Source organism: Arthrobacter sp. P1_D4 (genome assembly GCF_056406115.1).
Genome location: NZ_JBFUAU010000001.1, coordinates 100,169 through 125,226, shown reverse-complemented (window position 1 = coordinate 125,226; position 25,058 = coordinate 100,169). Strand labels below are relative to the sequence as shown.

Genomic DNA, 25,058 nt, shown 5'->3' with positions numbered 1-25,058 from the left:
GCCGCCAGTGAGGTCAGCCCGCGCCCGAACCAAAATGTGTCCGGTCTGGGAAGGGAGCTGCGCCGGTGTCTGCGCGGGGTCCGCGCCACCGATGTTAGCTTCGGTTTTGATGCCTTGCGGCTGGCTTGGCTGAACATCGTGGCCTCCCATTAAGCGAGTTCGCTAATTCGAGTGCCCCCCGCCCATATCTTAAGCCTCCGACCGCGTCTTACACCCGGGCCCTTTGGAAAAACTTGAGCCGGCCCCGGCGGCCGGCTCAGACGAGGCTGTCTTCCTTTGCGCGTGCGGAGGCGCTTTCCGGTGCCCGGCCGGCCGCGTGGGCCGACGTCGCCGCGTGGGCCGATGTCGCGGCGTGGGCCGCACCGGTGTGGTGGCCGAACGGGTTGAACCGGCTGAAACCCAGTTCGGCAAAGGCATACGCGGTCTCGGCGTGCTCGGACCGGTCGACTCCGGCGAGTTCGTCCTCGCGGCTGACCCGGAAACCCAGCGTCTTGTGGATGGCGAGTCCGATCACCGCGGTCCCGAGGCCCGACACGGCCACCGTGATGAGGACGGCTACGGCCTGCGCGATGACCTGGTGGAGCCCGCCGCCGTAGAACAGCCCGCCGCCGGCACCGTCCACCGGGAGCGCAATCAAACCGAGGGCGAGCGTGCCGATCAGGCCGCCGCCGAGGTGGACGCCGACGACGTCGAGCGAGTCATCGAAGCCAAACTTGAATTTCAGGTCCACGAACACGGCGCAGGCCGCACCGGCCACGAACCCAAGGCCCAGCGCGGCGAGCGGGCTGATGTTGGCGCACGACGGCGTGATCGCCACCAGGCCGGCGACGGCGCCGGACGCCGCGCCCAAGGAGGTGTGGTGGCCGTGGCGGACCTTCTCGGTCACCAGCCAGCTGATCATGGCTGCGGCAGGGGCGGCCAGGGTGTTCACCCAGATCAGGCCGGCCTGCTCCACGGTGGTGGCGGCGCCGGCGTTGAAACCGAACCAGCCGAACCACAGGATGCCCGCGCCGAGCATGATGAAGGGGATGTTGTGGGGGCGGTGGCCGGGGTCCTTGCCGAAGCCGTGCCGGTTGCCCAGGATCAGGACCAGGACCAGCGCCGCGGTTCCGGACGCGATTTCCACTACGGTGCCGCCGGCGAAGTCGATGACCTGGCCGAAGACGGCACTTACGGCGCCGCCGGCACTCATGAGGCCTCCGCCCCAGACCATGAAGGCCAAGGGACAGTACACAAGGGTGATCCAGATGGGGACGAAGAGGGCCCAGGAGGTGAACTTCGCGCGGTCCGCGATGGCGCCGCTGATGAGGGCCACGGTGAGGATGGCAAAAGTGGCGCTGTAGCCGGCCTTGATCAGGTCCGGCGAACCGATGAGGCTGCTCAGGCCGAAGCTCGCGAACGGGTTGCCGAACACGCCGAGGACACCTTGCCCGGTGCTCATCGAGTAGCCCCAGAGGACCCACACCACGCCGACGATCCCCACCGAGACGAAGCTCATCATCATCATGTTGAGCGAGGCCTTGGCCCGGGTCATCCCGCCGTAAAACAGGCCCAGGGCTGGGGTCATCAGCAGAACCATCGCTGCCGACACAATCATCCAGACGCTTCCAGCAGTGAGCTCCACCGGCGGGTCCCTTCTCGTCAGTCTTCCGTACCGGGACACGTCGCCGCCGGCCCCCCGATCCGGATTTAATCCTCGCGGAGCCATGTTTCCGGCAGTGAGGTGAAAAGTTGCGGGCACGTTACGGGAATCGCGACGGCGTGAAGTTCGCGTGACCGGCATGTTTCAGGAATGTAAACAGGACCGCATGTGGCCGCCGAACGCAGGACGCGCCGGGGGCCACCGGCGCGACGAATTTCCGGTTACGACGTGTGGCCGGAGTGGACGCTGTTGCCGTTGCGGGGGGCCGATGCGTTGGTTATCCGGTAGCGGACCAGCATTCCGGCGCTGATGTGATCGTTGACGTGGCAGTGGAACAGCCACGTGCCGGGGTCGTCAGGGACCATGTCGGCCGTCACCATGGTCGCCGGGAGCAAGCTCACTACATCGGTGCGCATTCCCAGGGCCGTCACGGTGTTGCCGTGCCAGTGAGGGGTGTGCAGGTCCACCTCAGTGCCCATGCCCATAAGGTACCAGCGGACCCGTTCGCCCTTTTTCATGGTCATGGCGTCCAGTGGCAGGTTGCCGAAGACGTAGCCATTGACGGAGTGCATCAAGTTGCTCTCCCCGAACTCTTCATTGCCCGGGTCCACCGAAGCCGGGTCCCCGGCGAACCTGGTGATGTTGCGTTGCAGGTATGGGCTGGCGTTCTCGTCGCTGACCTTGAACTGCACGAAAAATTCGCGGTCCACATCCTCCGGGGTGCCGTCCGTGCGCGCGGCGCTGGCCTTCGTTATGACCATGGGACCAACCAGGCCGGCGTAGTCATCGCCAACTTCATCCGTGTGCGAGTGGTACATCCACATTACGGAACTGCCGTCCATCGGGCCGGGGCCGGCACGGTCCGGAACTTTGTAGCTATAGGTGTAAACGGTCCCCGGGGCGACAGCGTCGTCCCGGTGATCTGCCGGGCTGGTCCCGTCGTTGTACGGGGCACCTTCACTGCCCTTGTCATAGAAGACGCCGTGGGTATGCACGGAGACGGGGCGGTCCAGGTTGTTTTTGAAGACCACCTTGATGGTGTCTCCGACGACGGCGCGGATGACCGGCCCCAGCATGCCTAGATGCCGGTCGGCAGCGGTCCTTGGCTTGAGCGTCCGGAATGAGGAATTGGTGTACTCCCGGTACAGGGACTTGATGTAGGTGCTGCCGATGCGTTGCGGTCCCTGCTGAGTGAAGACGGCGGCGGTTTCGTCGAACGGCTTACCCGTGATCTGGTCACTGCCGGTCGGCGCGTAGTTCCAGTCGACCTCATCCGCGCCGATGAAGTACGTGCGCGTCTGCGGCACGTAGTTCCCCTTGGCAGGCGCCGTTGCGGTGGCTGACCCGGAGATGACGATAATTGGGGCCAAGACCGCGACCATCCCCACAACCATGATGAGTACGATCCATCGCGGCCAGTAGAACGGTGCCATCCGGGCTTGCTGAGGCGTCATGGCGTGTTCGCCCATGATGCTGTCCCCTTTCAAATCCGGCCCGCCGGATGACACGGCCTGACGGAACGGTAACAGGGGGATCTTTGACCAACCTTGGGTCTGCATTCCAGAACCTGTGATTTAGAACGCCGGCCTGTCCAGCGGAATCTCAAGGCAGCGGCCGGAGGCGTTCCAGTAGCCCAGCGTGCCCAACTGACCGCTCAGCCGCTGCATCCGGGCGGCAATGCCGGGTGCCGATTCGCGGGCCAGGCGCGCCTGGAATCCGGCGATGATCGTGGGATACAGCCGAAGCGTTCGGGGTGCGCCGGCGTCGGTGTCGAGCATGAACACGAACGACTGGTCATTGCGCTCGACCGGGTCCACAGCGTAGTCGTCAATGAAGTCCCCGGCGCTGAAGATGATCGGACGGTTCCGGTGGATGCCGACGCCGCGAAATATGTGCGGCGAGTGGCCGAACACGACGTCGGCCCCGGCCTCGATGAGGTCCCGGGCAAAGTCCTGATGCCCGGCCGGGACGTCGTAGCCCCAATTGCCGCCCCAATGGGCTGACACGATGAGGACCTGGACACGGGCCTTGGTCCTGGCGACCAGTTCCAGCAGACCGTCCCGCCGACCGTCCCGCCGGCCGCCCTCATCAACGGAAACATCCTCCACCGGGACGTAGTAGACCCCGGGAGCCGCGGTGCCCGCCTCCCAGCCGGGCTCGTTGTCCGTGAAGGCAATGAATCCGACGGCGACGGCGCCCACGCGCCACGCGGACGGGCGGCGGGCGGACTCCAGGTCGGGGCCGGCCCCGGCATGGAGGATGCCGCAGCCGTCCAGCGCCGGCAGCATCTCCCCGAACGCGTCCTGGCCGAAATCCAGGACGTGGTTGTTGGCGAGCGAGACGACGTCGATCCCGGCTGCGAGGAGGCTGGCCACATTCTTCGGGTCCGAGCGGAAATGGAAGATCTTGCCGGGCTCGGGCTCGCCGCCGGCCGCCAGGACACACTCGAGGTTGGCGACGCGGACATCGGCCTGCTCCAGGACCGCCAGCGTGTCGCCCCACGGATAGGCAGGCCCGGCCGCTGCCAGGTGCCGGTTCACCAGCCGGCCCAGCATGACGTCTCCCAGCAGCGCGATCAGCATGGACTGCCTGCCCGCCTGCCCGCCTGCCCGCCTGCCTGCCTGTCAGGTCAGGGCCGGGGGCTAGCTTTGGTAGCCTTCGACCTCGCTGACCGGCCGCACTTCCGCCTCGTCAGGATTCTCGCCATAGTCTCTTTTCGCGCGCCGCTGGCGGAGCAGGTCCCAGCACTGATCCAGCTGTTCTTCCACCTGCTGCAGCCGGAGGATGTCCGGGCTTCCGGTCCCGCCAGACTGGGTTGAGCCTTCGCGGAGGCCGTGTTCCTCCTCCACGAGGTCCTTGATGCGCTCCAGGATGTCTTGGTTGTCCACGGTGTCCTCTTTTCGTCCGACGGCGGCGGGCCGCCTTCTCTTCGCAGGGTCCACTTCCAGCAGGTCCCCTTCCAGCCTACGGAGGGGAGGGTGCGGTGAACAGGGGCGCCCGGGCCCGGGGCCGGACGGCGCTGTCCGGCGTCTGCGGCCTAGCCAAGGAGTTCGTCCGGGTAGCACCAGCGCCAGTCCTCGCCCGGCTCGGCGCTGCGCATGACGGGGTGGCCGCTGAGCTGGAAGTGTTTGTACGCGTGGGTTCCCGGCGATGAATCGCAGCAGGCCACGTTGCCGCACTGCAGGCACATCCGCAGATGCACCGTCGTCGTCCCCTCCCGTTCGCACGCCTCACAGAAGGGACCAGACGGGACGGTGAGATCCGGGGCGGACTCCAGGTGCGGACAAACGCCGCGGGGCCGGGCGATTCCCTCGCCGCCGCTGCCGTCCGCGTCCGGTTCTTCCAGTGCGGCGTCCAGCATGGACTCTTCGACGTCGAGGCGGTCAAGGACGTTGACCAGGACCTCGTGCGCGTATCCGCCGCCGCGCCGCAGCTCGAGGACCTTGGTGCGCTCGGCGTCCAGCATCGCCAGCCGGAGTTGGGCGTACCGCTGGCTGGGGGTGGCGGCTTCGGCGGCCGGCCGGCCCAGCCGCTCCCATGCGGCCAGCCCGCGCTCCTGGGTGCGCCGTTTCAGCATCGCCACGACCTCGGGGGGATCGGCGTCCGAACGCAGTTCCTGGAGCCGCTGCACGCCCGCCGCCGTCGCCATCTGCATCAGCGAGGCCTCGTTGAGCGCGTCCTCGCGCGGGTCCGGTCCGTTCACGTGCAGCAACCGGACCAGGGCCGGGAGCGTGAAACCCTGCAGGGTCAGCGTGCCGGCCACCACCACGAGGGCCATCAGGATCAGGACCGACCGGTGCTCCAGCTCCGCCGGCAGGACCAGGACGGCGGCCAGGGTCACGACGCCGCGCATGCCGGCCCAGGAGACGATCACCGGAAATTGCCAGGGCGGCGCGGGATCCTTGCGCCGGACCACGGGAATGAGCCGCGGCAGGTATGTTGCGGGGAAGACCCAGACCGGGCGTAGGACCAGCACGGCCAGCAGCACGGCGGCACAGCCGAACCAGATCCGTTCCGGCCCCAGCGAGTCATCCCGGACGCCCTCGATGATGGTCCGGACCTGCAGCCCGATCAGGAGGAAAACGGAGTTCTCCAGCAGGAACTGGACCGTGTGCCAATTGCTGCGCTGGCTCAGCCGGGCCGCCCCGTTTGGCATGGACGGCGCCTTGGTCCCCATGATCAGGCCGGTGACGACGACGGCCAGGACGCCGGAGGCGTGGATCGCTTCCGCCGGGAGGTAGGCCACAAGCGGGGCGATCAGGGACGTGGAAGTGTTGATGGCCACGTTGCGGATCCGCTTGCGGAGCGCGGTGAGCACGAAGGCCGCGGCAACGCCCACCGCCACGCCCCCGCCGGCCGCCAGGACGAAGCCGCCGGCAATCTCCGCGGCGGAGACAGCTCCGGCGATCGCGGCGATGGCAGCACGCAGGCAGACCAGCGCCGTGGCGTCGTTGACCAGCGATTCGCCCTCCAGGATGGTGACAACCCTGCGGGGCATGCCCACCTTTCGCGCAATCGCCGTCGCAGCCACGGCGTCCGGGGGCGCGACGACGGCGCCCAGGGCCATGGCGGCCGCCAGCGGGATCTCGGGAAACAGCCAGGCGACCACCAGCCCGATGCTGACGGTGCCGAAAATGACGTAGCCGACCGACAACAGGCCGATGGAGCGGCGGTTGGAACGGAAATCGAACAGCGAGGTCTGCAGCGCCGCCGCATAGAGCAACGGCGGCAACAGCCCGACCAGAACGATTTCGGGGTTCAGCTCGATGGTCGGAACGAACGGCAGGAACGAGCACACCACGCCGGCCAGCACCAGCAGCAGGGGGACGGAGATGTTGATCCTTTGGCCCAGTGCGCTGCAGGCACAGACGATGGCGACGAGGGCCAGCAGCCCGAAAGCGACTTCCATGGGCCCATTCTCTCAGCTTCCCGTCCTGTGCCGGCGGGGTCCCTGCAATGCATCATCAGCTTGCTTACGACTTGGCGGCTTTCTAGAGTTAGGTCTGCAAACCAAGTGGGACACTGCGCTGGCGCCGGCACTGAACGAATTTTGCCCGGCCCGCGCCCGGCACGAGGAGGACACATGTCAGAGCACAATCTTTCCGGCAAGAAAGTCGCGTTCCTGCTGACGGACGGTGTGGAGCAAGTGGAGCTGACCAGCCCGTGGGATGCCGTCAAGGAAGCCGGCGGCGTGCCAACCCTGGTCTCGCCGAAGAGCGGAGAGCTGCAGGGCTATGACGGCACCGAAAAGGGGCAGCGGTTCGCCGTCGACCTCGCCGTGGGGCGGGCCGACGCCGCCGATTTCCACGCCCTGGTCATCCCCGGCGGCGTGGTCAACGCCGATCACCTCAGAGTCGACAAGGAGGCCCAGGCGTTCACGCGTGCCTTCTTCGAGCAGCACAAGCCCGTCGCCGCCATCTGCCACGGCCCGTGGCTGCTCATCGACGCCGGCGTGGTCAGCGGCAGGAACCTGACCTCCTACCACACGCTGCAGACGGACCTGAAGAATGCCGGCGCGATCTGGACTGACGAGGAGGTCGTGGTGGACCAGGGCCTGGTGACCAGCCGCAGCCCGCGTGACCTTCCGGCCTTCAACGCCAAACTCCTTGAGGAAATCGCCGAAGGCGAGCACGCAGGCCAGACGCCGTAGCCGCAATCCCGCCGCAGCGTCCGACGGCGGCACCGGCCGCCGCCGGACGCTCTCGGCCGGCCGTTCACCTGCTTAGTCCCGGGCTGCCCGGTTCCGCGGCCGGACACCTACCCACGCTGTTGGTTTTGCGGCAGGATATGCCCTGTACCGTGCACCGTCGTCGTTGCCGCCCGGCCGGCGCCCCCAACAGCAAGGAGTTTCGGACATGACTACGCTCAATCCCTACCTCGGCTTCCGCGACAACGCGAAAGACGCCATGACCTTCTACCAGTCGGTGTTCGGCGGGGAACTGACCATGAGTACCTTCGCCGAATACCACGCCAGCGAAGACCCGGCGGAGCAGGAGAAAATCATGCATGCCCAGCTCAGGACGGACGCCGGCATGGTGCTGATGGGCGCGGACACGCCCAACAGCATGGACTACACCGCGGGCAACAACTTTTCCGTGTCCCTGAGCGGATCCAACGAAGCTGAGCTCCGCGGCTACTTCGACAAGCTGGCCGATGGCGGCACAGTCGCCATGCCGCTGGAGAAGGCACCCTGGGGCGACGTCTTCGGCATGTGCAAGGACAGGTTTGGCGTGGACTGGCTGGTGAACGTCGGCTCCGAGCCCGCCTAAATCGGGCCCTCGGCCGCGCCGGCAGTAAGGGCTATCCTGAATGCAGCCAGGACAGTGCAAGCGCGAGTCCATCCCCTGGCCAAGGGAGCCATGCAATGACCGAGAAGCTGCACCTCAGCCCGGAAGATGACTTCCCGGACGATCTCAGCAAGTTGCCGGACAAGGATCTTCAGGTCCTCGACAGCCAAGTCGAGCGCCAACTGGACTATGAGTACGTGGTGGAGGGCGAGCCGAATCCGGAGACGGAGTTCCGGCACTATGACCTCGATGAGGAGTTCGAGGAGCGGGACAAGCGGGACAACTGATCCGCCGGATCATCCTGAAGGGCCGGCTGCCCCGCACGGCGTCAGGGTTCTAGCCAGCAGGCTTACTAGACTGGGCTGACCACCCGGCGACGAAACGAGCCCTTCATGACCCCGGCAGTTGCCACGCGGTCCCTCCTGTACCCGTGCTCCCCGCCGCGGTCGTTCACAGCATGACCGGTCCGGTCCGCCTGGAGATTTCAGCCGCGGGCCACGCCGGCCACGTCTTCGCCTCGCGCGAAATGGCCGGCGGGTCCGCGCCCGCCGTCGTGCTCATCCACGGAATCGGCGCGTCACACCGCTACCTGCGCCGGCTGCACCGGCTCCTGGCCGGGTCGATGGAGACCTACTCCATCGACCTGCCGGGATTCGGCGCCACACCCAAGCCCGCGTACCAGCTGTCCATTGCCGACCACGCCCGTTACATCCTCGGCGCCATGGAACAGCTGGGCGTTGCGGAAATAGTGCTGGTGGGGCACTCAATGGGAACACAGATGGCCCTGGAGGCGGCCCTTCAGCAGCCGGAACAGATCTCGAATGTGGTGCTGATGGGTCCCGTGGTGGACCCCAGGCACGGATCCGTGGCACAGATGGCCCTGGCGCTGGGCCGTGACTGCCTGTTCTACGAGAGCCCCTCCTCGAACGCCTTGGTTTTCACCGACTACCTGCGTTGCGGTCCCTCCTGGTACTTGAAGACCCTGCAGGTCATGAAGGAGTACCCCATGGAACAGAAGATCGCCGGCGTCAGCGCACCGGTCCTCGTGGTGCGCGGCGCCAACGACCCCATCGCGGATGCAGACTGGTGCCGCCGGCTGGCCGGGCTCGCCAGCCGCGGGCGGCTGCTGGAAGTGCAGGGAACCGGTCACGTCGTCCAGCACAACCGGGCACTCGAAGTGCGGGACGGCATTCTGGCGTTCACGGGCCTTGGCGCGGCGGCGGGCGAGCCGCTGCCCGGAAGCCCGGCCTGACCGCACTGGCTGCCCGGGGCCGGGGTTAGACGTCGAAGTGGGTCCGGGTGGGGCCCTGCCCGAGTGACTCAACCACGCCGGCCGCGACGGCGTGGAGCTTGATGTTCCGGGCGCTCGAGGCCGACTTCAGGAGCTCGAACGCCTCGTCCTGGCTGCAGCGGTTCTGCGCCATGATGATGCCGACGGCGACGTCGATCACGGTCCGCGTCTCCAGGGTGGCCTTGAGGTTGGCGGCTGTATCGCTGCTGTGCGCGAACCGGACGGCGAGGCGCAGGGCCATGGAGGTCTGGTGGACGAAGTCACGGGCCAGCTCCGTGGCGCGGTGATCGAACCGGCCCGGCCGGTGCGAATAGAGGTTCAGGGCGGCCCGGGTCTCGCCTTCCAGCAGGAACGGCAGCGCCAGGATCGACCGGAAGCCGTGCCCCCGCACCGCCGCGGCGTACTCCGGCCAACGGCCATCGAGTTCAAGGTCCTCAACGTGGACGGTTACCTGTTCCCGGGAAGCCGTCATGCAAGGGCCGTCACCGAAGGTGTACTGGATTTCGTCCATGGCCTGCGCGGCGGGGCTGCTGCTCGCGACGGTGGCCGCCTTCTTTTCCCGAAGGAGCGTGATGCCGCACAGGATCTCGTCCCCTGGCTCGGACAGGCTGCGCGCGGATACGCGGGCCAGCTCCCAGAGGAAATCCTCGACGTCGGAGCTGCTGAGCACCAGTTCATGCAGCTGCTGGTTTATTGAATTTGCGGTTGACTCGCTGACCACTTATCTGTTGTGCCGTTTCACTCAGGTCAAGACGACCCGGCTGTGCTTCCCACCGCGGCAAGGGGCGGATACGGCAGCGGCCGGATCGAAGAACAATCCAACGGCTCGCTGCAAAACCGTACCGGGAGAGTATATACATCCGGGAAACGCAGGTTCCACACGGGCTCCGGACCCGACGGCTCCTGAACCGTTCGTCCCGGGCATAAGCTGTGCCTTAGGCGAAATGTCGCGAACGGATTCCGTATGCCAGAGCTGGACGTCAAGGACTCACCCTCCGCCCCGCTGGCGATCGCCCGCGCCGCGGGCCGGCCCGTTGCCGCCGTGTTGGACGAGCTGGGCTCGGGCGGGAACGGACTGACAGGTGCCGAAGCGGGCAGGCGCCTGACGGAAATAGGGCCGAATGCGGTGCGGACCCACATGGCCAGCGGGTGGTCGGTGCTGGGCCGGCAGCTGGCCAGCCCCATCCTGCTCCTCCTGCTCATCACCGCCGGGCTTTCACTGTTTCTCGGGGACGCCACGAACGCGATCGTCATCGGCGTGATCCTGTTGGTCAGCGTCGGGCTGGGGTTCAGCAACGAATACCGGGCCGAACGCGCTGCGGAGGCCTTGCATTCCCGCGTCACGCACCGCGCCGTCGTCGTCCGCGACGGAAGTCCGGGCGAAATCGACGTCACCGCGCTGGTGCCCGGCGACGTCGTCCACCTGGGGATCGGCGCGATCATTCCGGCGGACATGCGGGTGCTGACGGCCAAGGATCTCCTGTGTGATGAAAGCATCCTGACCGGGGAATCGCTGCCGGTCGCCAAGGATCCTGCGCCCGTGCCGCAGGATGCCCCGCTGGCGGACCTGACCAGCTGCGTCTTCATGGGGACCGTGCTCCAGTCCGGCAGCTGCACGGCGGTGGTGGTCGCCACCGGAGGCCGGGCGGAATTCGGCCGGATTGCACTGGGCCTGGGCGAACGGCAGCCGCAGACCGAGTTCCAGCTGGGCCTCAAACGGTTCTCCTTCCTGCTGCTGCAGGTGGCCATCGGACTGAGCTCGCTCATCTTCGTCGCAAACCTGCTGCTGCACCGGCCCGTGATCGAATCCCTGCTGTTCTCCCTGGCGATCGCGGTCGGCATCACTCCGCAGCTGCTGCCCGCGGTGGTCAGCACCAGCCTGGCCACGGGCACCCGGCAACTGGCCCGGCGCAAGGTCCTGGTGAAACGCCTGGTCTGCATCGAGGACCTGGGCGACATGGACATCCTGGTCACGGATAAGACCGGGACGCTGACCGAGGGCCGGATCAGCTTCACCGCCGCGCTGCCCGTCGGCGCGGGCATCGAGCCCGCTGAGCTGCTCACGCTCGGACTGCTGGCGACAGAGGCCGAATACGCCGAGGCGAGGCTCTCTACGGTTGGCCTGAACCCCTTGGATGCCGCACTCTGGGAATCACCCGACGCGGCGGGCTTCCGGCCGGAGCGCTACGAACGGCTGGACGTCATAGACTTCGACCACCAGCGCCGCCGGACCAGCGTGCTGGTGCGCGAAGCGAACGGACCTGCCCGCATCATCACAAAAGGCTCGCCGGAAGATGTCCTGGCCCTCTGCGTGGGCACGCCGGCGGACGTGCAGGCGATGCTGGACAAGCAGTTCGACGCCGGATCCCGGGTGGTGGCTGTCGGAACGCGACCCGCGGGCGGCCTGGAGGACCTGACGCCGCCCGACGAGAAGGATCTGGTCCTTGCCGGTTTCCTCATCTTCCTGGACCGGCCCAAAGCCAATGCACGGGCCTCCCTTGACCAGCTCGAAGCGCTCGGCATTACGGTCAAGATCGCCACCGGCGACAACGCCAGGGTCGCCGAAAAGGTCTGTGACGAACTCGGCGTGCTCTCCGGCGGGACGCTCAGCGGCGCTGCCGTGGAGGCCATGTCCGATCCGGAGCTGGCCGCCGCCGCACGGGAGGCGAGCATCTTCGCCCGCGTGTCGCCGGAACAGAAGGCTCGGATCATCCGGCTGCTGCGGCTAAGCGGCGGCGCCGTCGGGTTCATGGGCGACGGCGTCAACGACGCCCTTGCACTGCATGCCGCGGACATCGGCATCTCGGTCGACAGCGCCACCGACGTCGCCAAGGACGCCGCCGACGTCGTGCTGCTCGACAAAGACCTGGGGGTGTTGGCCGAGGGCGTCATGGAAGGCCGGCGGATCTTCGCCAACACCATCAAGTACGTTCTCATGGGCACGTCCAGCAACTTCGGCAACATGTTCAGCGCGGCCACGGCCTCCGTGGTGTTGAGTTTCCTGCCGATGCTGCCGGGCCAGATTCTGCTCAACAACCTGCTCTACGATGCCGGCCAGCTGGCCATTCCGGGCGACCGGGTGGACAAGGAACAGCTGGTGGCCCCATCGCACTGGGACATCGGCTTCATCCGGCGTTTCATGTTCCTGTTTGGCCCCATCAGCTCCATCTTCGACTTCGCGACCTTCGCCCTCATGCTTTTCGTCTTCGACGCGGTTCCGGGCGAATTCCGGGCCGGCTGGTTCATCGAGTCCATCGTGACGCAGACGCTGATCATCTTCGTCATCAGGACCCGGCGCGTGCCCTTCTTCCGGAGCAGGCCGTCGCTGGGCCTGGTCGGGGCCTCCCTGGGCGTGGTGGCCCTCGGGGTATACCTGCCGTTCTCGCCCCTGGCCGGCGTGCTGGGCTTCGATCCGCTGCCTGTGCCGTTCTTCCTCGCCTTGCTCGGGATGGCAGTGGTGTACCTGGTGCTGGTGGAAATAGCGAAAGTCTGGTTCTACTCCCGGGCCGCCCAGCAGCCTGTCTCACGCGGGCCGGCGGCGCTCCGGCACCGCGGCCAGACCCACCGCATTGCCCGCCGGGCCGCCCGCTTCAGCATCCCGGCGGCCAGGCCGCTGCTCGTCCACCGTGGGCCGGGCTGGCGCCGTCGACGCAAACTCGGGCACAAAGGCCCTCACAGGGTTTCGGGCGCGGGCGGATAGTTGGAGGCAGCGGCCACCTGGTCCTGTTCGGGTTAGGGGAACCCGTAGGAGCGCACCAGTTTCAGCAGCACACGACTGATGGCCGATGGCCCACGCTTCGACTTGAAAGCCATAGCCCATGAGCATCTTTGAAGACAGGGTCGACGCCGGCAGGCAGCTCGGCAGGCGTCTGGCGGAATTGCGTGGCCAGGACATTGTGGTCCTGGGCCTGCCGCGCGGCGGCGTGCCCGTGGCCTTCGAAGTCGCCGCCGCCCTGGATGCTCCCCTGGACGTGATTGTGGTGCGGAAACTTGGGCTTCCCTACCAGCCCGAGCTCGCCATGGGGGCAATCGGTGAAGGCGGCGCCAAAGTCCTGGACGAGGAGGTCCTGGCCCATGCGCGGGTCAGCGGTGAGGAACTCCAGGCTGTCGAAGAACGCGAACGCGGCGTGCTGGAAAACCGGGTGGTCCTGTTCAGGAAGGGCCGGACCCGGCACGACCTGACCGGACGCATCGCGGTGATCGTCGACGACGGGATCGCCACCGGCTCCACCGCCCGCGTGGCCTGCCGGGTCGTCCGCAAACAGGGTGCGGCCCGCGTGATCCTGGCCGTTCCGGTTGCCCCCGCCGAGACCCTCGCCGACCTGACGGAACCGGACGAGGTGGTCTGCCTGGCGACGCCGCGCCAGTTCACCGCCGTCGGATACCACTACCGGGACTTCTCGCCGACTGACGACGACGAGGTGCTGCGCCTGCTCGATCTTGCGGCCAAACGCGTCGAGGCCGCACCGCCGCCTTTCTGGACCTCGACGGCGACCCGCGCCGACAACCCCGCCGACGTCGACGAGGAAGTGGAGATCCCGTCCCGCGGGGTGCGGCTCCAGGCCCAGCTGCACCTTCCGGTGCCGGCCAGCGCCGTGGTGCTGTTCGCCCATGGCAGCGGCAGCAGCCGCCACAGCCCCCGGAACCGGTACGTGGCCGGCGTCCTGCAGCAGGCCGGTCTCGGCACGCTGCTGCTGGACCTGCTGACGCCGGCGGAGGAGCGCCACCGCGCCAACGTCTTTGACATCGAACTCCTGGCCCGCAGGCTGTCCTCGGCCACGGACTGGCTTTCCACCCGGGCGGACACGGCCTGCGCTCTGGGGTACTTCGGTGCGAGCACGGGAGCCGGGGCTGCGCTGTGGGCGGCGTCGGAGCCGTCGGCGCGGATCGCGGCTGTCGTGTCCCGCGGCGGCCGCCCCGACCTCGCCGGCCCGCGGTTGTCCGCCGTCAAGGCGCCCACGCTCCTGATTGTGGGGAGCCTGGACCACGAGGTCCTGGAACTGAACCGCCGGGCGAAGGCGATGATGCGCAGTCCCAGCCAGCTCGCCGTCGTGCAGGGGGCAACGCACTTGTTTGAAGAACCGGGCACGCTCGCGGCGGCGGCCATCCTGGCGCGGGACTGGTTTATCGACTACCTGCTGCCGCCGAACGGTGCCGGCGCGCGGGCCGCGGGCGTCTGAGGGGGCGCGGGTGTCTGAGGGGACCAGAACCGGGGAAGGCCGGGACAACGAAGTCCGCGGACCCTAGCTCCGGCGGCCCTCTGCCCTGGACCGGATCCCCAGGAGCATCCGCCGTTCCATCAGGAACTGCACCGGTTCCAGCAGTGCACGCAGGGCCAGACCCTCCGCCAGGGGCGAAAAGTCGTAGCGGGTGCGGGACAGCAGCCTGGTGGCCTGGGGCCCGGCAGGTCGCAACACGAACGTCCAGCCGACGTCCAGCCGGCGCCCGGTGGGACGGACCCCTGCCGGCGACATCCTCCCCGTGCGCAGATCGATGGTTCCGCCCAGCCCCAGCGCCGCCCCGGACTGGATGAGCCGGACCGGAAGGCCGCCGTCGGGTGACAGCGGAACGACGTCGCCAACTTTCAGGCGCTGCAGCTCCGGGAGAATCCGGTCCGCACTCCGGATGCCCAGACCCGCGCCGCGTTCGAGCCAGTCGTAGGAGTAGAAGCCGCCCCGCCCGGCGCCCATCTGGACAAGCCACGGCCAGACCTCTGCCACGGGGGCCGCAATAGTGATCGCGCGGGTGCTTTGCATGCGCGGGGCGGGCACGATCTCGTCCCCGGCGAGCGGGCCGGCGGCCTCCTGGGTGGTGGCCCCCCAGCGCAGGAGCCGCGGCCGGACAGCCAGGACGTAGGCTGCGCCCGCCGATGCCGCGGCCAGCGCCGCGAGCGGTCCGCGCAACCGGCCGGGGACGTGCTGACCGCTCACGCGAGGGACCTCATGCGCTGGTCCGGCCCCTGGGGTCGTCCGATTCCGGCCCGACCACCACCACCGGGCAGTGGGAGTGGGCCGCGACGGCCGCGCTCACCGAGCCCATGACCTGATGGAGGAAGCCGCCCTTGCCGCGCCGGCCCACCACGAGCATTTCGGCGTGCTGGCTTTCCTCGACGAGGACCTTGGCGGGCGCCCCGAACTTGACCGAGCGGTTAAGTCCTTCCGGACGCGATTCGCCGAAGGCCCGCTCCAGTGCCTGGTCCACGAGGCGTTCGGCGGTCTCCTCCAGCTCATCGAGGGTGGGCGTTCTGTCCTCGGGCAGGTGGGAGGCCAGGAAGAAATCAGAAGTTCCCAGGCAGGTGATGACTTCCAACGGGATGTTCAAAGCGGTGGACATGCGCCCGGCGAGGCGGAGCGCCGTCGTCGAAAACTCCGAACCGTCCACACCCACGACAATGCGCTGATCACCGTTCATGGTCCCCAGCCTTGCCCCTGCCCCCGGGACTGCCTAGGGCCGAAAGTCACGCGGGGCTGGGCACCGCGGCCGCCTCCGCTTAGGGTGGAACGGTGATTGCCGGCACCGGAGCAGGTGCCGGCCCCATTGGCCGGACCATGACGTCCAGCCGAGCCTGCCACCCGAGGAGTTCCTGATGAAAGTTGCTGTTACCGGAGGAAGCGGAAAGCTGGGCCGAAACGTCGTGCGGCGGCTCAGCGATGACGGGCACGAGGTGACCAACCTGGACCGCACCGGTGTGCGCGGCCGCGGCTTCACGGAGGTGGACCTGCGCAACTACGGCCAGGTGGTGGACGTGTTCCTCGGCCTGGAGGACCGCCATGCCGGCTTTGACGCCGTGGTGCACCTGGCCGCGATTCCTGCCCCGGGCCATGCCCCGGATGCCGCCACCTTCGAGAACAACATGCAGTCCACCTACAACGTGTTCCAGGCTGCCCGGCGGGCCGGGATCAAGAAAATCGTCTACGCGTCCAGTGAGACGGTGCTGGGGCTGCCTTTCGACGTCGACCCTCCCTACATCCCGGTCGATGAGGACTACCCCGCCCGGCCGGAAAGCACGTACTCCCTGGTCAAACATCTTGAGGAGCAGATGGCCATCCAGCTGACCCGCTGGGACCCGGCCTTGAGCATCACCGGCCTGCGGTTCTCCAATGTGATGGACCCGGAGGACTATGAGGAATTCCCCTCCTTCGACCACGACGCGCGGGCGCGCAAATGGAATCTCTGGGGCTACATTGACGGCCGGGACGGCGCCCAGGCCGTGGCCCGCGCCCTGGAGCACGGCAAGCCCGGGTTCGAGGCGTTCATCATCGCCAACGAGGACACGGTGATGAGCCGCTCCAGCGCAAGCCTGGCCGCCGAGGTGTTCCCGAACGTCAAAGTGGTCAAGGACCTGGCCGAGCACGAGACCATGCTGTCGATCGACAAGGCCAAGCGGCTGCTGGGCTACGCGCCGGAGCACACCTGGCGGAACTACCACCCGCTGCGCACCACCCCCACGGAAGACTGACCCCAACTTGAGGAGCTCCATGCAATACCGCACCCTGGGCAACAGCGGCGCCGTCGTCTCCAACTATGCGCTGGGCACCATGACTTTTGGCGCCGAGGCCACCGAGGAGCAATCCCGCGCGATCCTGGATGACTACTTCGCGGCGGGCGGCAACTTCATCGACACCGCCGACGTCTACAGCTCGGGGGTGTCGGAGGAAATCATCGGCCGGTGGCTGGCGGACCGGGCCGAGGTCCGGGACCGGGCGGTGGTGGCCACGAAGGGCCGCTTCCCGATGGGCCAGGCCCCCAACGACGTCGGAACCTCCCGACGGCACCTGGTCCGGGCACTCGATGACTCGCTGCGCCGGCTCGGCGTAGAACAGATCGATCTCTACCAGCTGCACGCCTGGGATCCTGTCACGCCCCTCGAGGAGACCCTCCTGTTCCTGCACGACGCCGTCACCAGCGGCAAAATCGCCTACTACGGCTTCTCCAACTTCCTGGGCTGGCAGTTGACCAAGGCCGTCCATGTGGCGAAGGCCCATGGCTGGAGCGCCCCGGTGACGCTGCAGCCGCAGTACAGCCTGCTGGTCCGTGAGATCGAGTCGGAAATTGTGCCGGCCGCACTCGACGCCGGGATCGGGCTCCTGCCATGGTCGCCGCTGGGCGGCGGGTGGCTGTCCGGCAAATACAAGCGCGACCAGCCGCCGGCCGGGGCCACCCGTCTGGGCGAAAACCCGAAGCGGGGGATGGAGGCCTGGGAGGCCCGCAACGCCGATCCGCGCACCTGGGACGTGATTGCCGAGGTGGAGCAGACCGCCGGACGCCACGGCGTGAGCCCCTCCCAGGTGGCGCTGGCCTGGCTGGCGGACCGGCCGGCGGTCACCTCGGTGATCCTGGGCGCCCGCACCACCGCGCAGCTGGCGGACAATCTCGCGGCCGCGGATCTGCGGCTCACCGCGGAGGAGACGGAGCGGCTGACCGAGGCCAGCCGGCCGCGCGTCGGCGTCTATCCGTACGGGCCGATGGCCCAGGAACAGCGCAGCCGGAAGCTCGAGGGCGGCCGCTAACAGGCAACGGGCTAACAAGGCAACGCGGGGTCACTTAGCGCCGGTCCGGGGATGGGCCGGAAGTGTCCCCGCGTTGTCATTCGGGGAAGCGCTGCCCTTCGGGGGAGGCGGGGCCGCCGGCATGATAGCTGGACCAGATGTCGCCCATTTCCTCCGTGGACTGCTCCACGATCCTGCTCATGGCGGCGTGCGCGGCGTCCGCCTCGCCGCGCTGAATAGCGCTGGCCACATCGACGTGCAGCTGCAGGGCCTCGTGGTGTGGCAAGTGCGGCATGAGTCCGTGCTGGGTGCGCCCGGTCAGCACCTCGGTCACCAGGTTATGCAGCTGGGCGAACATGGCGTTGCCGGAGGCCCGGAGTACCGACGCGTGGAATTCGATGTCGAGCCGCAGGAACTCGTCCCGGTCTCCGCGCTGGCCGGATGCCCACAGCCGTGCGGCCAGCGAGACGAGGTCGCTGCCGGCATCCCAGGAAGCCCTCCCGGCAGCGAGCCGGGCGGCCGCCGGTTCGATTGCCCCGCGGAGCTCGTTCAGGGCCTGCAGCTGCTCCAGCCGCTTTGACGAGGCCAGCCGCCAGCGGATTACCTGCGGGTCGTACGCGTTCCACGATTCCTCCGGCTGCACCACCGTCCCCAGCCGCCGCCGCGACTCCAGCATCCCCTTGGAGGACAGCACGCGGGTGGCTTCCCGCACCACGGACCGGGAGACGTTGTGCCGGGCCTCGATCTCGTCCAGGCGCAGGATCGAGTGCGGTGCCAGCGTCCCTTCGGCGATGGCAAGCCCCAGGTTCTGGAGCAGCACGGCATGCAGGTCTGCTGTTGGCTCCGCCTTTGGAGTTTTCATAAATAAATCATACTGGCGGCCCACAAGGTCTTGTATAAATCTGCTTTATTTACCTAAGATCACTTCCAGAGCAGATGTAAAGATGCATTTGCAGCCGGCTGGACAGAGACGCCCAGCCCTGAAAACCAAAGGAAGTCGTAATGAAGCGACGTTCAATTGCGAAGTACGCGGCCGTCGCCGCCGTCCTGTCCCTGGGCCTGACCGCCTGCGGCGGGGCCAGCGGCAGCGCCGACGCCAAGACCTCCGGCACCGTCCGGGTCACCCTCGCCAACCACGTCTGGACCGAGGGCATCAAGGCAGCCATTCCGGAATTCGAGAAGTCCAGCGGACTCAAGGTCGAACTGACCCAGCTGGGCGAAGACCAGCTCTCGGACCAGTACAACGTCAAGCTCAACGCCGGCAGCGACGAGATCGACGTCATGATGTACCGCCCGCTCCAGGAAGGAAAGGCGTTCGCGAAGAACGGCTACCTCGCGGACCTGACGTCCAAGGTCTCCTCGGACGCCGCGTGGGACTGGAAGGACTACCAGGAGGGCCCGGTCAAGGCCACCACCGCTGACGGCAAGGTGGTCGGCGTCCCGATCATCACCGAGCGCGAAGTCCTCTACTACCGCAAGGACCTGCTGAAGGCCGCCGGCCTGGAGGTTCCCAAGACGATGGACGAGCTCGAGGCCGCGGCCAAGGCCATCAAGGCTGCCTCCCCGGGCACGGCCGGCTTCGTGGCCCGCACCGGCAAGTCCGCCGCCGTCACCCAGTTCTCCAGCTTCCTGTACAGCTTCGGCGGCGACTTCACCGACGCCAGCGGCAAGTCCGCCGTCAACTCCGACGCCGCGAAGAAGGCCTACGCGTTCTACGGCGGCCTGATCAAGAACTATGGCCCCGACAACGTCAGCACCGACATGAGCTGGCCCGAGGCAATGGCGATCTTCACCCAGGGCAAGGCCGCCTTCTACACGGAGGCCGACTCGCTCTACAAGAACGCCACCGACCCGGCCAAGTCCAAGGTCGCCGACACCGTCGGCTTCGCCGCACTGCCCGCCGGCCCCGCCGGTTCGAAGCCGTACAACATCCCGTCCTGGGGCCTCGCCATCAACCAGGCATCCAGCAACCAGGACAACGCCTGGAAGTTCATCCAGTGGGCCACCAGCAAGGAACGCACCCTCGAGGCACAGAAGGCCGGAGTCCCCGGACCCCGCGCGTCGGTCTGGGCTGACCAGGCCGGCACCTCCACCTACCCGAAGGACCTCGCCGAGGCCATCTCCGCCAGCGCCAAGAACGGCGTCGGGCACGACCGTCCCCAGGTTGTCACCGTAGGCAAGGCCCGCGAAATCGTGGGCGGCCCGATCGTCGCCACCATCACCGGCTCTGACTCGTCCGCCGCAGCCGACACGGCGCACGACGCCTTCCAGAAGTTCCTGGACAGCGAAAAGAAGTAACGCCCCAGCGCGCCAGCCAGGCTTCGCGCCTGAGCACTGCGCCTGAGCACCAAACAGCCCGGCGGGACGGCGGTCCGATGCCGTCCCGCCGCGGCCAGCTTTTCACTTCACCCCCAACTCCTTAGGTGAACCATGTCTGTATTGACCACTCCCCGCAGCGCCCAGACCCAGCCGCCGTCCGGCCGTAAGGGCGCCCGCACCCCCGGTGCACGCGAGAACTTCTCCGGCTGGGCCAACCGGCACCGCAAATGGCTCTTCGCCGCCCCCGCCATGATCTTTGTCGGCGTCCTGATCGTCTTCCCCCTCGGCTGGACCCTGTACCTGAGCCTGACCGATTCACAGGGCTCCGTCCGGGCGGCCTCCGAGTTTGTCGGCGTGCAGAACTACCTCACGGTCCTCTCCGACGTCGAACGCTTCTGGCCCGCCGTCGGCCGCACGCTGAGCTTCACCGGCGTTGCACTTGTCTGCGAAGTGGTCCTCGGCATGTGCATTGCGCTGCTGCTGTGGCGCCCGTTCCGCGGCGAAAAATGGGTCCGCGTGGCCATCCTGCTCCCGCTCGTCGCCACTCCCGTGGCCGTCGGCATGATGTGGCGGCTGATCTTCGATCCCAACATCGGCTTCGTCAACCAGCTGCTCGGCATGGTCGGGATTCCCGGCCAGCCCTGGCTCTCCGGCCAGGACACGGCGCTCGGCACCACCATCTTCATGGACGTGTGGCAGTGGACCCCCATGGTGGTCCTGATCCTCCTGGCCGGACTGACCTCGCTCTCCGAGGAACCCGACGAGGCGGCCCGGATGGACGGCGCCAACGCCTTCCAGCGCTTTTTCTTCATCACGCTGCCCCTCATGATGCCGACCGTGATCGTCGCCATCCTGCTCCGGGGCATCGACGCCCTGAAGACCTTCGACATCCTCTACGCCACCAAGGGCAAGGGCGGCGGGTCCTTCCACGAAGTGGAAACGCTCAACGTCTACGCCTACGGGCTGAGCTTCGACTACAACCAGTACGGGCTCTCCTCCGCGGTGCTGATCCTGTTCTTCATGATCATCATCGGCTCCATGTGGCTGCTGACCATGCGCAAGAAAGCGGTAAGCAAATGACCGTAGTGTCCGAAAACACCGAACCCCAAACGGTCGCCGCCGTGCCGGCCAAGATCGCGCCGCGCCCCCGGAAGCCGCTGGGCACCCGCGCGTACAAGGTGTTCCGCGTGGCGGCACTGGTGGCCGTGGTGCTGTTCCTGATCGCCCCGCTGTTCTGGATGCTGCTGGCATCCCTCAAGACCAACGTGGACATCTACGACACCGGCAAGTCGTTCCTGTTCACCCCCACGTTCGAGAACTACGCCAATGTGCTGCAGCGGAACAACTACTTCGTCTTCATCTTCAACAGCTTCTGGGTGGCCTTCGTCTCCACTGCCCTGTCGCTGGTCCTGGGCGTGCCCGCCGCCTACGCCATGAGCCGGTTCACGATGCACCGCTCGGCCCTTGTGGTCCTGATGGCCCGTGTCATCCCCGGCGTTTCCCTGCTGGTGCCCTGGTACTACGTCTTCTCCAACCTGAAGATGGTGGGCGGCTTCGAGGTGCTGATCCTCAGCCACATGTTCGTCGCGCTGCCGCTGATCGTGTACATCATGATGAGCTACTTCGATTCCCTGCCGCTGGAGCTGGAGGAGTCGGCCCAAGTGGACGGCCTCACCCCGATCGGCGCCTTCCGCCGCATCACCCTGCCGCTCTCCGTCGCCGGCATGGCCACCGCCGGCATCCTGTCCTTCATCTTCTCGTGGAACAACTTCATGTTCGCCCTGGTGCTCTCCGGCTCCAAGACCAAGACCCTGCCGGTCGCGATCTTCGACTTCGTCTCCTACGCCAGCATCGACTGGGGCGGACTCATGGCGGCCGCCACCGTGGTCACCATTCCGATCATGATCATTGCGCTCTTCACGCAGAAGTACATCGTCTCCGGCATGACCGCCGGCGCGACCAAGGGCTAGGCAACAGATGACACTCATCAGCAGGATTGAAACGTTCCTCGTCGCGCCGCGCTGGCTCTTCGTCCGGGTCGAGACCGAGAGCGGGATCGTCGGCTGGGGCGAGGCGAGCTGCGAAGGCCGCAGCGAAACCGTACGCACCGCCGTCGACCAGCTCTCGGAGCTGCTCATAGGCAACGATGCGCTGCGGATCGAGGACCACTGGCAGGTCATGACCAAGGGGTCCTTCTACCGCGGCGGGCCGATCCTGGCCAGCGCCGTGTCCGGCCTGGACCAGGCGCTCTGGGACATCGCGGGCAAGCACTTCAACACGCCCGTGCACCAGCTGCTCGGCGGCCATGTCCGGGACCGGATCCGGATGTACGGCTGGGTGGGCGGGGATGAGCCCAATGAGGTGGCGGACCAGATCAGCGCGCAGCTGGAGGTCGGCCTGACGGCGGTCAAGATGAACGCCAGCGGCAGGATGAGCCCCATCGCCTCCGTGGCCGAGCTCGACGGCGTCGTCCGCCGCGTCGCCGCCGCCCGCGAGGTCCTCGGCGACCACCGCGACGTCGCCGTGGACTTCCACGGCCGCTTCAGCCTCGCCAACGTCCGCCGGGTGGCGCCGCTGCTGGAACCGTACCGGCCGTTCTTCCTCGAAGAGCCGGTGGTCCCGGAAAACACGCACCTGCTGCGCGAGTTCACGTCCTCCACGACGACGCCGGTCTCCACCGGTGAGCGGCTCTACAGCCGGCAGGAATTCCTGCCCGCGCTGCAGGCCGGCATCGCCGTGGCCCAGCCGGACCTCTCCCACGCCGGCGGCATCACCGAGGTCCGCAAAATCGCCTCGCTCGCCGAAATCTACGAGGTCCAGCTCGCCCCGCACTGCCCGCTGGGCCCGCTGGCGCTCGCCGCCTGCCTGCAGGTGGGCTTCGCGACGCCCAACTTCCTGATCCAGGAGCAAAGCATCGGCATCCACTACAACCAGGGCGCCGAAGTCCTGGACTACGTGGTGGACAAGTCCCCGCTGAAGTTCGTGGACGGACACATCGAACGGCTCACCGGCCCGGGCCTGGGCATCGAGATCGACGAGGCCGTAGTCCGGGCCGCGGACAAGCGCGGGCATGCCTGGCGCGGTCCCGTCTGGCGGCACCCCGACGGCGCCTTCGCCGAGTGGTGAACGCCGGAACGCTGGGACCGGACCTGTTGCCCCGACGTATTTGCCCCGACGTATTTGCCTTGAAGGAGAAGCCTGACATGGAGAACACCCTGACGCCCGAACTGCTGCTGGCCGGGATCCAGGAAAGCCGGCTGGTGGCCATTGTGCGCGGCACGGACGGCGCGGCCGCCGCGAAGGCAGCCCTCGCGGCGATGGAGGAGGGCTTCCGGTATGTCGAAATAGCGCTCACCACACCCCGGGCCCTTGAAGCCATCCGGGAAGTCCGCGCGGCCGCCCCCGCGGGCTGCTTCGTCGGTGCCGGAACGGTGCTGACGGCCCAGGACGTTGCCCGCGTCGCCGAGGCGGGCGGCCAGTTCATGGTGACCCCGTCGCTGGCAGAGTCGATTGCCGAGTCGGCCCGGCTGGCACTGCCTGTGCTCGCCGGTGCGCTGACACCCAGCGAGGCCCACGAAGCCATGAACCGCGGCGCCACGGCCGTCAAGCTCTTCCCCGCTTCCATCGGCGGTCCGGGCTACCTCAAGGCACTCCGCGACCCGTTCCCCGGGATCCCGTTCGTCGCCGTCGGCGGCGTCGGGCTGGATGAAGCCGAGGGCTACTGGGAAGCCGGCGCCATTGCCGTGGGGCTCGGCGGACCGCTGTTCGGCGATGCCGGCTCCGGCGGCGACCTCGCCCCGATGCGGGAGCGGGCCCGCGGTTTCGTGACCCTGGCCGCCGGGTTCGGCCGCCCGCGCGCGGAGAGCCTGCGGTGATGGCCGCCGTCGGCCCGGCTTTGGCCGGGGAGGGCGTCGACCTGCTGACGTTTGGCGAGTCCATGGTCTCGCTGCGGTCCACCGGCCCGCTGTCCGCCGGCGGCAGCCTCGGCATGCACGTGGCCGGGGCCGAATCGAACGTGGCCGTCGGGGTCGCCCGGCTCGGGCACAGCGTCACCTGGGCCGGGGTTGTCGGCGCCGACCCGCACGGGGAGTACATTCTGCGGCAGCTGCGCGCCGAGGGAATCGGGCTGCGGCACCGGATTGACGCGGCAAGGAACACCGGGGTGATGTTCCTTGAACAGCGCACCGCGGATGTCACCCGGGCCTTCTACTACCGCGCCGGATCCGCCGGGTCCACCCTCGGCCGGGAGGACCTGGACCGTGCCCTGGCGGCAGGGGCCCGGATCCTGCATCTGACCGGCATCACCGCCGCCCTCAGCCCCGACGCCCGCAAGGCCGTGGATTACGCGGCCGAGCGCGCCGCCGCCGAAGGCATGGAGGTCTCCCTCGACGTCAATTACCGCAGCAAGCTCTGGACCCGGGAGGAGGCCCGCGCCGCGCTCACGCCGCTTGCCCGGCACGCCAGCATCGTGATCGCCTCCGACGATGAGCTCGGGCTGGTCGCGGCCCCGGTGGGAGCTGGCCCGGAGGGATCACCGCACCCCGGCGATGCCGATACAGATGCAGATGCCGCCGAAACAGCCATGGCCGCCGAACTGCTGGAGCGCGGCGTCCGCGAAGTCGTGGTCAAGCGCGGCGCCGCCGGTGCCGGTGTCCACACCGCCGACGGGCGGTGGGAAGTGCCCGCCGTGCCTGTGACCAGCATCGATACCGTGGGCGCCGGGGATGCCTTCACCGCCGGCTACCTGTCCGCCCTGCTCGACGGCGCCGACGTCGCCGGCCGCCTGCAGCGCGGCGCCCTGGCGGGAGCCTTCGCCGTCAGCACCGCGGGGGACTGGGAAGGCCTGCCCGGCCGTGCGGAGCTGGCACTGCTCGGGACCACGCCGGGCGGAACCACCCAGCGCTAAGCCCCCGCTTTAAGCCCGCCGTACCGGCGTTGACGGTTCTTCGGCCGGCGTCCGGCCGTCCGGCGCCGCCGGCGGCGCTCCCACCGTTCCCGCTGGCGCCGGGCAACTAAGACACCCCCTGTAA

General features: G+C 67.9%; 23 protein-coding genes. 14 read left to right on the top strand and 9 right to left on the bottom strand.

Translation table 11 applies throughout. The features are described 5' to 3' along the window. Positions 1-256: 256 nt before the first annotated feature. From AC1D0A_RS00585 to AC1D0A_RS00565, 5 genes are all read right to left on the bottom strand, one after another. Complete coding sequence (locus AC1D0A_RS00585; RefSeq protein WP_476944949.1) at positions 257-1,624, bottom strand: ammonium transporter; 1,368 nt, start codon at positions 1,622-1,624, stop codon at positions 257-259. A gap of 239 nt (positions 1,625-1,863) precedes the next feature. Further along, the gene (locus AC1D0A_RS00580) at positions 1,864-3,111 is read right to left on the bottom strand and encodes a multicopper oxidase domain-containing protein (protein WP_476944948.1); all 1,248 of its coding nucleotides are present in this window, start codon (positions 3,109-3,111) and stop codon (positions 1,864-1,866) included. Positions 3,112-3,216: 105 nt separating this feature from the next. Beyond that, a complete protein-coding gene (locus tag AC1D0A_RS00575; protein ID WP_476944947.1) occupies positions 3,217-4,224 on the bottom strand; it encodes a CapA family protein in 1,008 nt (335 codons plus the stop codon). 60 nt (positions 4,225-4,284) lie between these two features. Further along, positions 4,285-4,530, bottom strand: a complete 246-nt coding sequence (locus AC1D0A_RS00570; RefSeq protein ID WP_243181696.1) for a DUF2630 family protein — start codon at positions 4,528-4,530, stop codon at positions 4,285-4,287. A gap of 149 nt (positions 4,531-4,679) precedes the next feature. Beyond that, positions 4,680-6,551: a Na+/H+ antiporter gene (locus AC1D0A_RS00565; protein ID WP_476944946.1), complete on the bottom strand. Its 1,872-nt coding sequence runs from the start codon at positions 6,549-6,551 to the stop codon at positions 4,680-4,682. A 174-nt stretch (positions 6,552-6,725) separates the two neighbouring features. Here AC1D0A_RS00565 and AC1D0A_RS00560 point away from each other — a divergent pair, with 174 nt between their 5' ends. The 4 genes from AC1D0A_RS00560 (at position 6,726) to AC1D0A_RS00545 (ending at position 9,181) form a co-directional block, all read left to right on the top strand. Next, positions 6,726-7,292 carry a type 1 glutamine amidotransferase domain-containing protein gene (locus tag AC1D0A_RS00560; RefSeq protein ID WP_243181698.1) on the top strand — a complete coding sequence of 189 codons (567 nt, stop codon included), beginning with the start codon at positions 6,726-6,728 and terminating at the stop codon, positions 7,290-7,292. A 205-nt stretch (positions 7,293-7,497) separates the two neighbouring features. Next, a complete protein-coding gene (locus AC1D0A_RS00555) occupies positions 7,498-7,911 on the top strand; it encodes a VOC family protein (protein ID WP_028276112.1) in 414 nt (137 codons plus the stop codon). Positions 7,912-8,006: 95 nt separating this feature from the next. After that, the gene (locus AC1D0A_RS00550) at positions 8,007-8,216 is read left to right on the top strand and encodes a hypothetical protein (RefSeq protein ID WP_243181699.1); all 210 of its coding nucleotides are present in this window, start codon (positions 8,007-8,009) and stop codon (positions 8,214-8,216) included. A gap of 170 nt (positions 8,217-8,386) precedes the next feature. Next, the gene (locus tag AC1D0A_RS00545) at positions 8,387-9,181 is read left to right on the top strand and encodes an alpha/beta fold hydrolase (RefSeq protein ID WP_243181700.1); all 795 of its coding nucleotides are present in this window, start codon (positions 8,387-8,389) and stop codon (positions 9,179-9,181) included. Positions 9,182-9,206: 25 nt separating this feature from the next. Here AC1D0A_RS00545 and AC1D0A_RS00540 read toward each other — a convergent pair whose 3' ends face one another. Beyond that, positions 9,207-9,941 carry a GAF and ANTAR domain-containing protein gene (locus AC1D0A_RS00540; RefSeq protein WP_028276114.1) on the bottom strand — a complete coding sequence of 245 codons (735 nt, stop codon included), beginning with the start codon at positions 9,939-9,941 and terminating at the stop codon, positions 9,207-9,209. Positions 9,942-10,184: 243 nt separating this feature from the next. Here AC1D0A_RS00540 and mgtA point away from each other — a divergent pair, with 243 nt between their 5' ends. Further along, complete coding sequence (mgtA, locus tag AC1D0A_RS00535) at positions 10,185-12,920, top strand: magnesium-translocating P-type ATPase (protein WP_476944945.1); 2,736 nt, start codon at positions 10,185-10,187, stop codon at positions 12,918-12,920. 118 nt (positions 12,921-13,038) lie between these two features. Next, a complete protein-coding gene (locus AC1D0A_RS00530; RefSeq protein ID WP_476944944.1) occupies positions 13,039-14,400 on the top strand; it encodes a phosphoribosyltransferase family protein in 1,362 nt (453 codons plus the stop codon). A gap of 63 nt (positions 14,401-14,463) precedes the next feature. Here AC1D0A_RS00530 and AC1D0A_RS00525 read toward each other — a convergent pair whose 3' ends face one another. Further along, positions 14,464-15,150, bottom strand: coding sequence for an SRPBCC family protein (locus AC1D0A_RS00525; protein WP_253906714.1), 687 nt, complete (start codon positions 15,148-15,150; stop codon positions 14,464-14,466). A gap of 10 nt (positions 15,151-15,160) precedes the next feature. Beyond that, positions 15,161-15,631 (bottom strand): universal stress protein, encoded by a 471-nt coding sequence (locus AC1D0A_RS00520; protein ID WP_230012441.1) that lies wholly within the window; start codon positions 15,629-15,631, stop codon positions 15,161-15,163. 175 nt (positions 15,632-15,806) lie between these two features. Between AC1D0A_RS00520 and AC1D0A_RS00515 the strand changes: the two genes are divergently transcribed. Together AC1D0A_RS00515 and AC1D0A_RS00510 are read left to right on the top strand one after the other, a co-directional pair. Then, on the top strand, positions 15,807-16,679 hold the full coding sequence (locus AC1D0A_RS00515; protein ID WP_243181704.1) for an NAD-dependent epimerase/dehydratase family protein: 873 nt from the start codon (positions 15,807-15,809) through the stop codon (positions 16,677-16,679). Between the two features lie 19 nt (positions 16,680-16,698). After that, a complete protein-coding gene (locus AC1D0A_RS00510; RefSeq protein ID WP_476944943.1) occupies positions 16,699-17,730 on the top strand; it encodes an aldo/keto reductase in 1,032 nt (343 codons plus the stop codon). Between the two features lie 76 nt (positions 17,731-17,806). On the opposite strand, the gene AC1D0A_RS00505 is transcribed toward AC1D0A_RS00510, so the two are convergent. Then, the gene (locus AC1D0A_RS00505; RefSeq protein WP_243181705.1) at positions 17,807-18,571 is read right to left on the bottom strand and encodes a FadR/GntR family transcriptional regulator; all 765 of its coding nucleotides are present in this window, start codon (positions 18,569-18,571) and stop codon (positions 17,807-17,809) included. 140 nt (positions 18,572-18,711) lie between these two features. On the opposite strand from AC1D0A_RS00505, the gene AC1D0A_RS00500 reads away from it, so the two are divergent. The 6 genes from AC1D0A_RS00500 to AC1D0A_RS00475 all read left to right on the top strand — a co-directional run bounded on the left by AC1D0A_RS00500 (position 18,712) and on the right by AC1D0A_RS00475 (position 24,934). Beyond that, a complete protein-coding gene (locus AC1D0A_RS00500) occupies positions 18,712-20,007 on the top strand; it encodes an ABC transporter substrate-binding protein (protein ID WP_243181706.1) in 1,296 nt (431 codons plus the stop codon). 132 nt (positions 20,008-20,139) lie between these two features. Beyond that, entirely contained in the window at positions 20,140-21,108 is a 969-nt protein-coding gene (locus AC1D0A_RS00495; protein WP_243181707.1) for a carbohydrate ABC transporter permease, read from the top strand. Continuing rightward, positions 21,105-21,998 carry a carbohydrate ABC transporter permease gene (locus AC1D0A_RS00490; RefSeq protein ID WP_243181708.1) on the top strand — a complete coding sequence of 298 codons (894 nt, stop codon included), beginning with the start codon at positions 21,105-21,107 and terminating at the stop codon, positions 21,996-21,998. The genes AC1D0A_RS00495 and AC1D0A_RS00490 overlap by 4 nt, the downstream gene beginning before the upstream one ends. A gap of 7 nt (positions 21,999-22,005) precedes the next feature. After that, entirely contained in the window at positions 22,006-23,154 is a 1,149-nt protein-coding gene (dgoD, locus tag AC1D0A_RS00485; protein ID WP_243181709.1) for a galactonate dehydratase, read from the top strand. Positions 23,155-23,231: 77 nt separating this feature from the next. Continuing rightward, on the top strand, positions 23,232-23,903 hold the full coding sequence (locus AC1D0A_RS00480) for a bifunctional 4-hydroxy-2-oxoglutarate aldolase/2-dehydro-3-deoxy-phosphogluconate aldolase (protein ID WP_476944942.1): 672 nt from the start codon (positions 23,232-23,234) through the stop codon (positions 23,901-23,903). Then, positions 23,903-24,934 carry a sugar kinase gene (locus AC1D0A_RS00475; protein ID WP_476944941.1) on the top strand — a complete coding sequence of 344 codons (1,032 nt, stop codon included), beginning with the start codon at positions 23,903-23,905 and terminating at the stop codon, positions 24,932-24,934. The genes AC1D0A_RS00480 and AC1D0A_RS00475 overlap by 1 nt, the downstream gene beginning before the upstream one ends. Positions 24,935-25,058: the final 124 nt, after the last annotated feature.

Coding starts and splice junctions, on each gene's coding strand:
- dgoD (WP_243181709.1), top strand. CDS start 22,006: ATGACACTCATCAGCAGGATTGAAACGTTCCTCGTCGCGCCGCGCTGG.
- AC1D0A_RS00480 (WP_476944942.1), top strand. CDS start 23,232: ATGGAGAACACCCTGACGCCCGAACTGCTGCTGGCCGGGATCCAGGAA.
- AC1D0A_RS00545 (WP_243181700.1), top strand. CDS start 8,387: ATGACCGGTCCGGTCCGCCTGGAGATTTCAGCCGCGGGCCACGCCGGC.
- AC1D0A_RS00530 (WP_476944944.1), top strand. CDS start 13,039: ATGAGCATCTTTGAAGACAGGGTCGACGCCGGCAGGCAGCTCGGCAGG.
- AC1D0A_RS00575 (WP_476944947.1), bottom strand. CDS start 4,224: ATGCTGATCGCGCTGCTGGGAGACGTCATGCTGGGCCGGCTGGTGAAC.
- AC1D0A_RS00550 (WP_243181699.1), top strand. CDS start 8,007: ATGACCGAGAAGCTGCACCTCAGCCCGGAAGATGACTTCCCGGACGAT.
- AC1D0A_RS00515 (WP_243181704.1), top strand. CDS start 15,807: ATGAAAGTTGCTGTTACCGGAGGAAGCGGAAAGCTGGGCCGAAACGTC.
- AC1D0A_RS00495 (WP_243181707.1), top strand. CDS start 20,140: ATGTCTGTATTGACCACTCCCCGCAGCGCCCAGACCCAGCCGCCGTCC.
- AC1D0A_RS00580 (WP_476944948.1), bottom strand. CDS start 3,111: ATGGGCGAACACGCCATGACGCCTCAGCAAGCCCGGATGGCACCGTTC.
- mgtA (WP_476944945.1), top strand. CDS start 10,185: ATGCCAGAGCTGGACGTCAAGGACTCACCCTCCGCCCCGCTGGCGATC.
- AC1D0A_RS00555 (WP_028276112.1), top strand. CDS start 7,498: ATGACTACGCTCAATCCCTACCTCGGCTTCCGCGACAACGCGAAAGAC.
- AC1D0A_RS00505 (WP_243181705.1), bottom strand. CDS start 18,571: ATGAAAACTCCAAAGGCGGAGCCAACAGCAGACCTGCATGCCGTGCTG.
- AC1D0A_RS00500 (WP_243181706.1), top strand. CDS start 18,712: ATGAAGCGACGTTCAATTGCGAAGTACGCGGCCGTCGCCGCCGTCCTG.
- AC1D0A_RS00520 (WP_230012441.1), bottom strand. CDS start 15,631: ATGAACGGTGATCAGCGCATTGTCGTGGGTGTGGACGGTTCGGAGTTT.
- AC1D0A_RS00490 (WP_243181708.1), top strand. CDS start 21,105: ATGACCGTAGTGTCCGAAAACACCGAACCCCAAACGGTCGCCGCCGTG.
- AC1D0A_RS00565 (WP_476944946.1), bottom strand. CDS start 6,551: ATGGAAGTCGCTTTCGGGCTGCTGGCCCTCGTCGCCATCGTCTGTGCC.
- AC1D0A_RS00510 (WP_476944943.1), top strand. CDS start 16,699: ATGCAATACCGCACCCTGGGCAACAGCGGCGCCGTCGTCTCCAACTAT.
- AC1D0A_RS00475 (WP_476944941.1), top strand. CDS start 23,903: ATGGCCGCCGTCGGCCCGGCTTTGGCCGGGGAGGGCGTCGACCTGCTG.
- AC1D0A_RS00560 (WP_243181698.1), top strand. CDS start 6,726: ATGTCAGAGCACAATCTTTCCGGCAAGAAAGTCGCGTTCCTGCTGACG.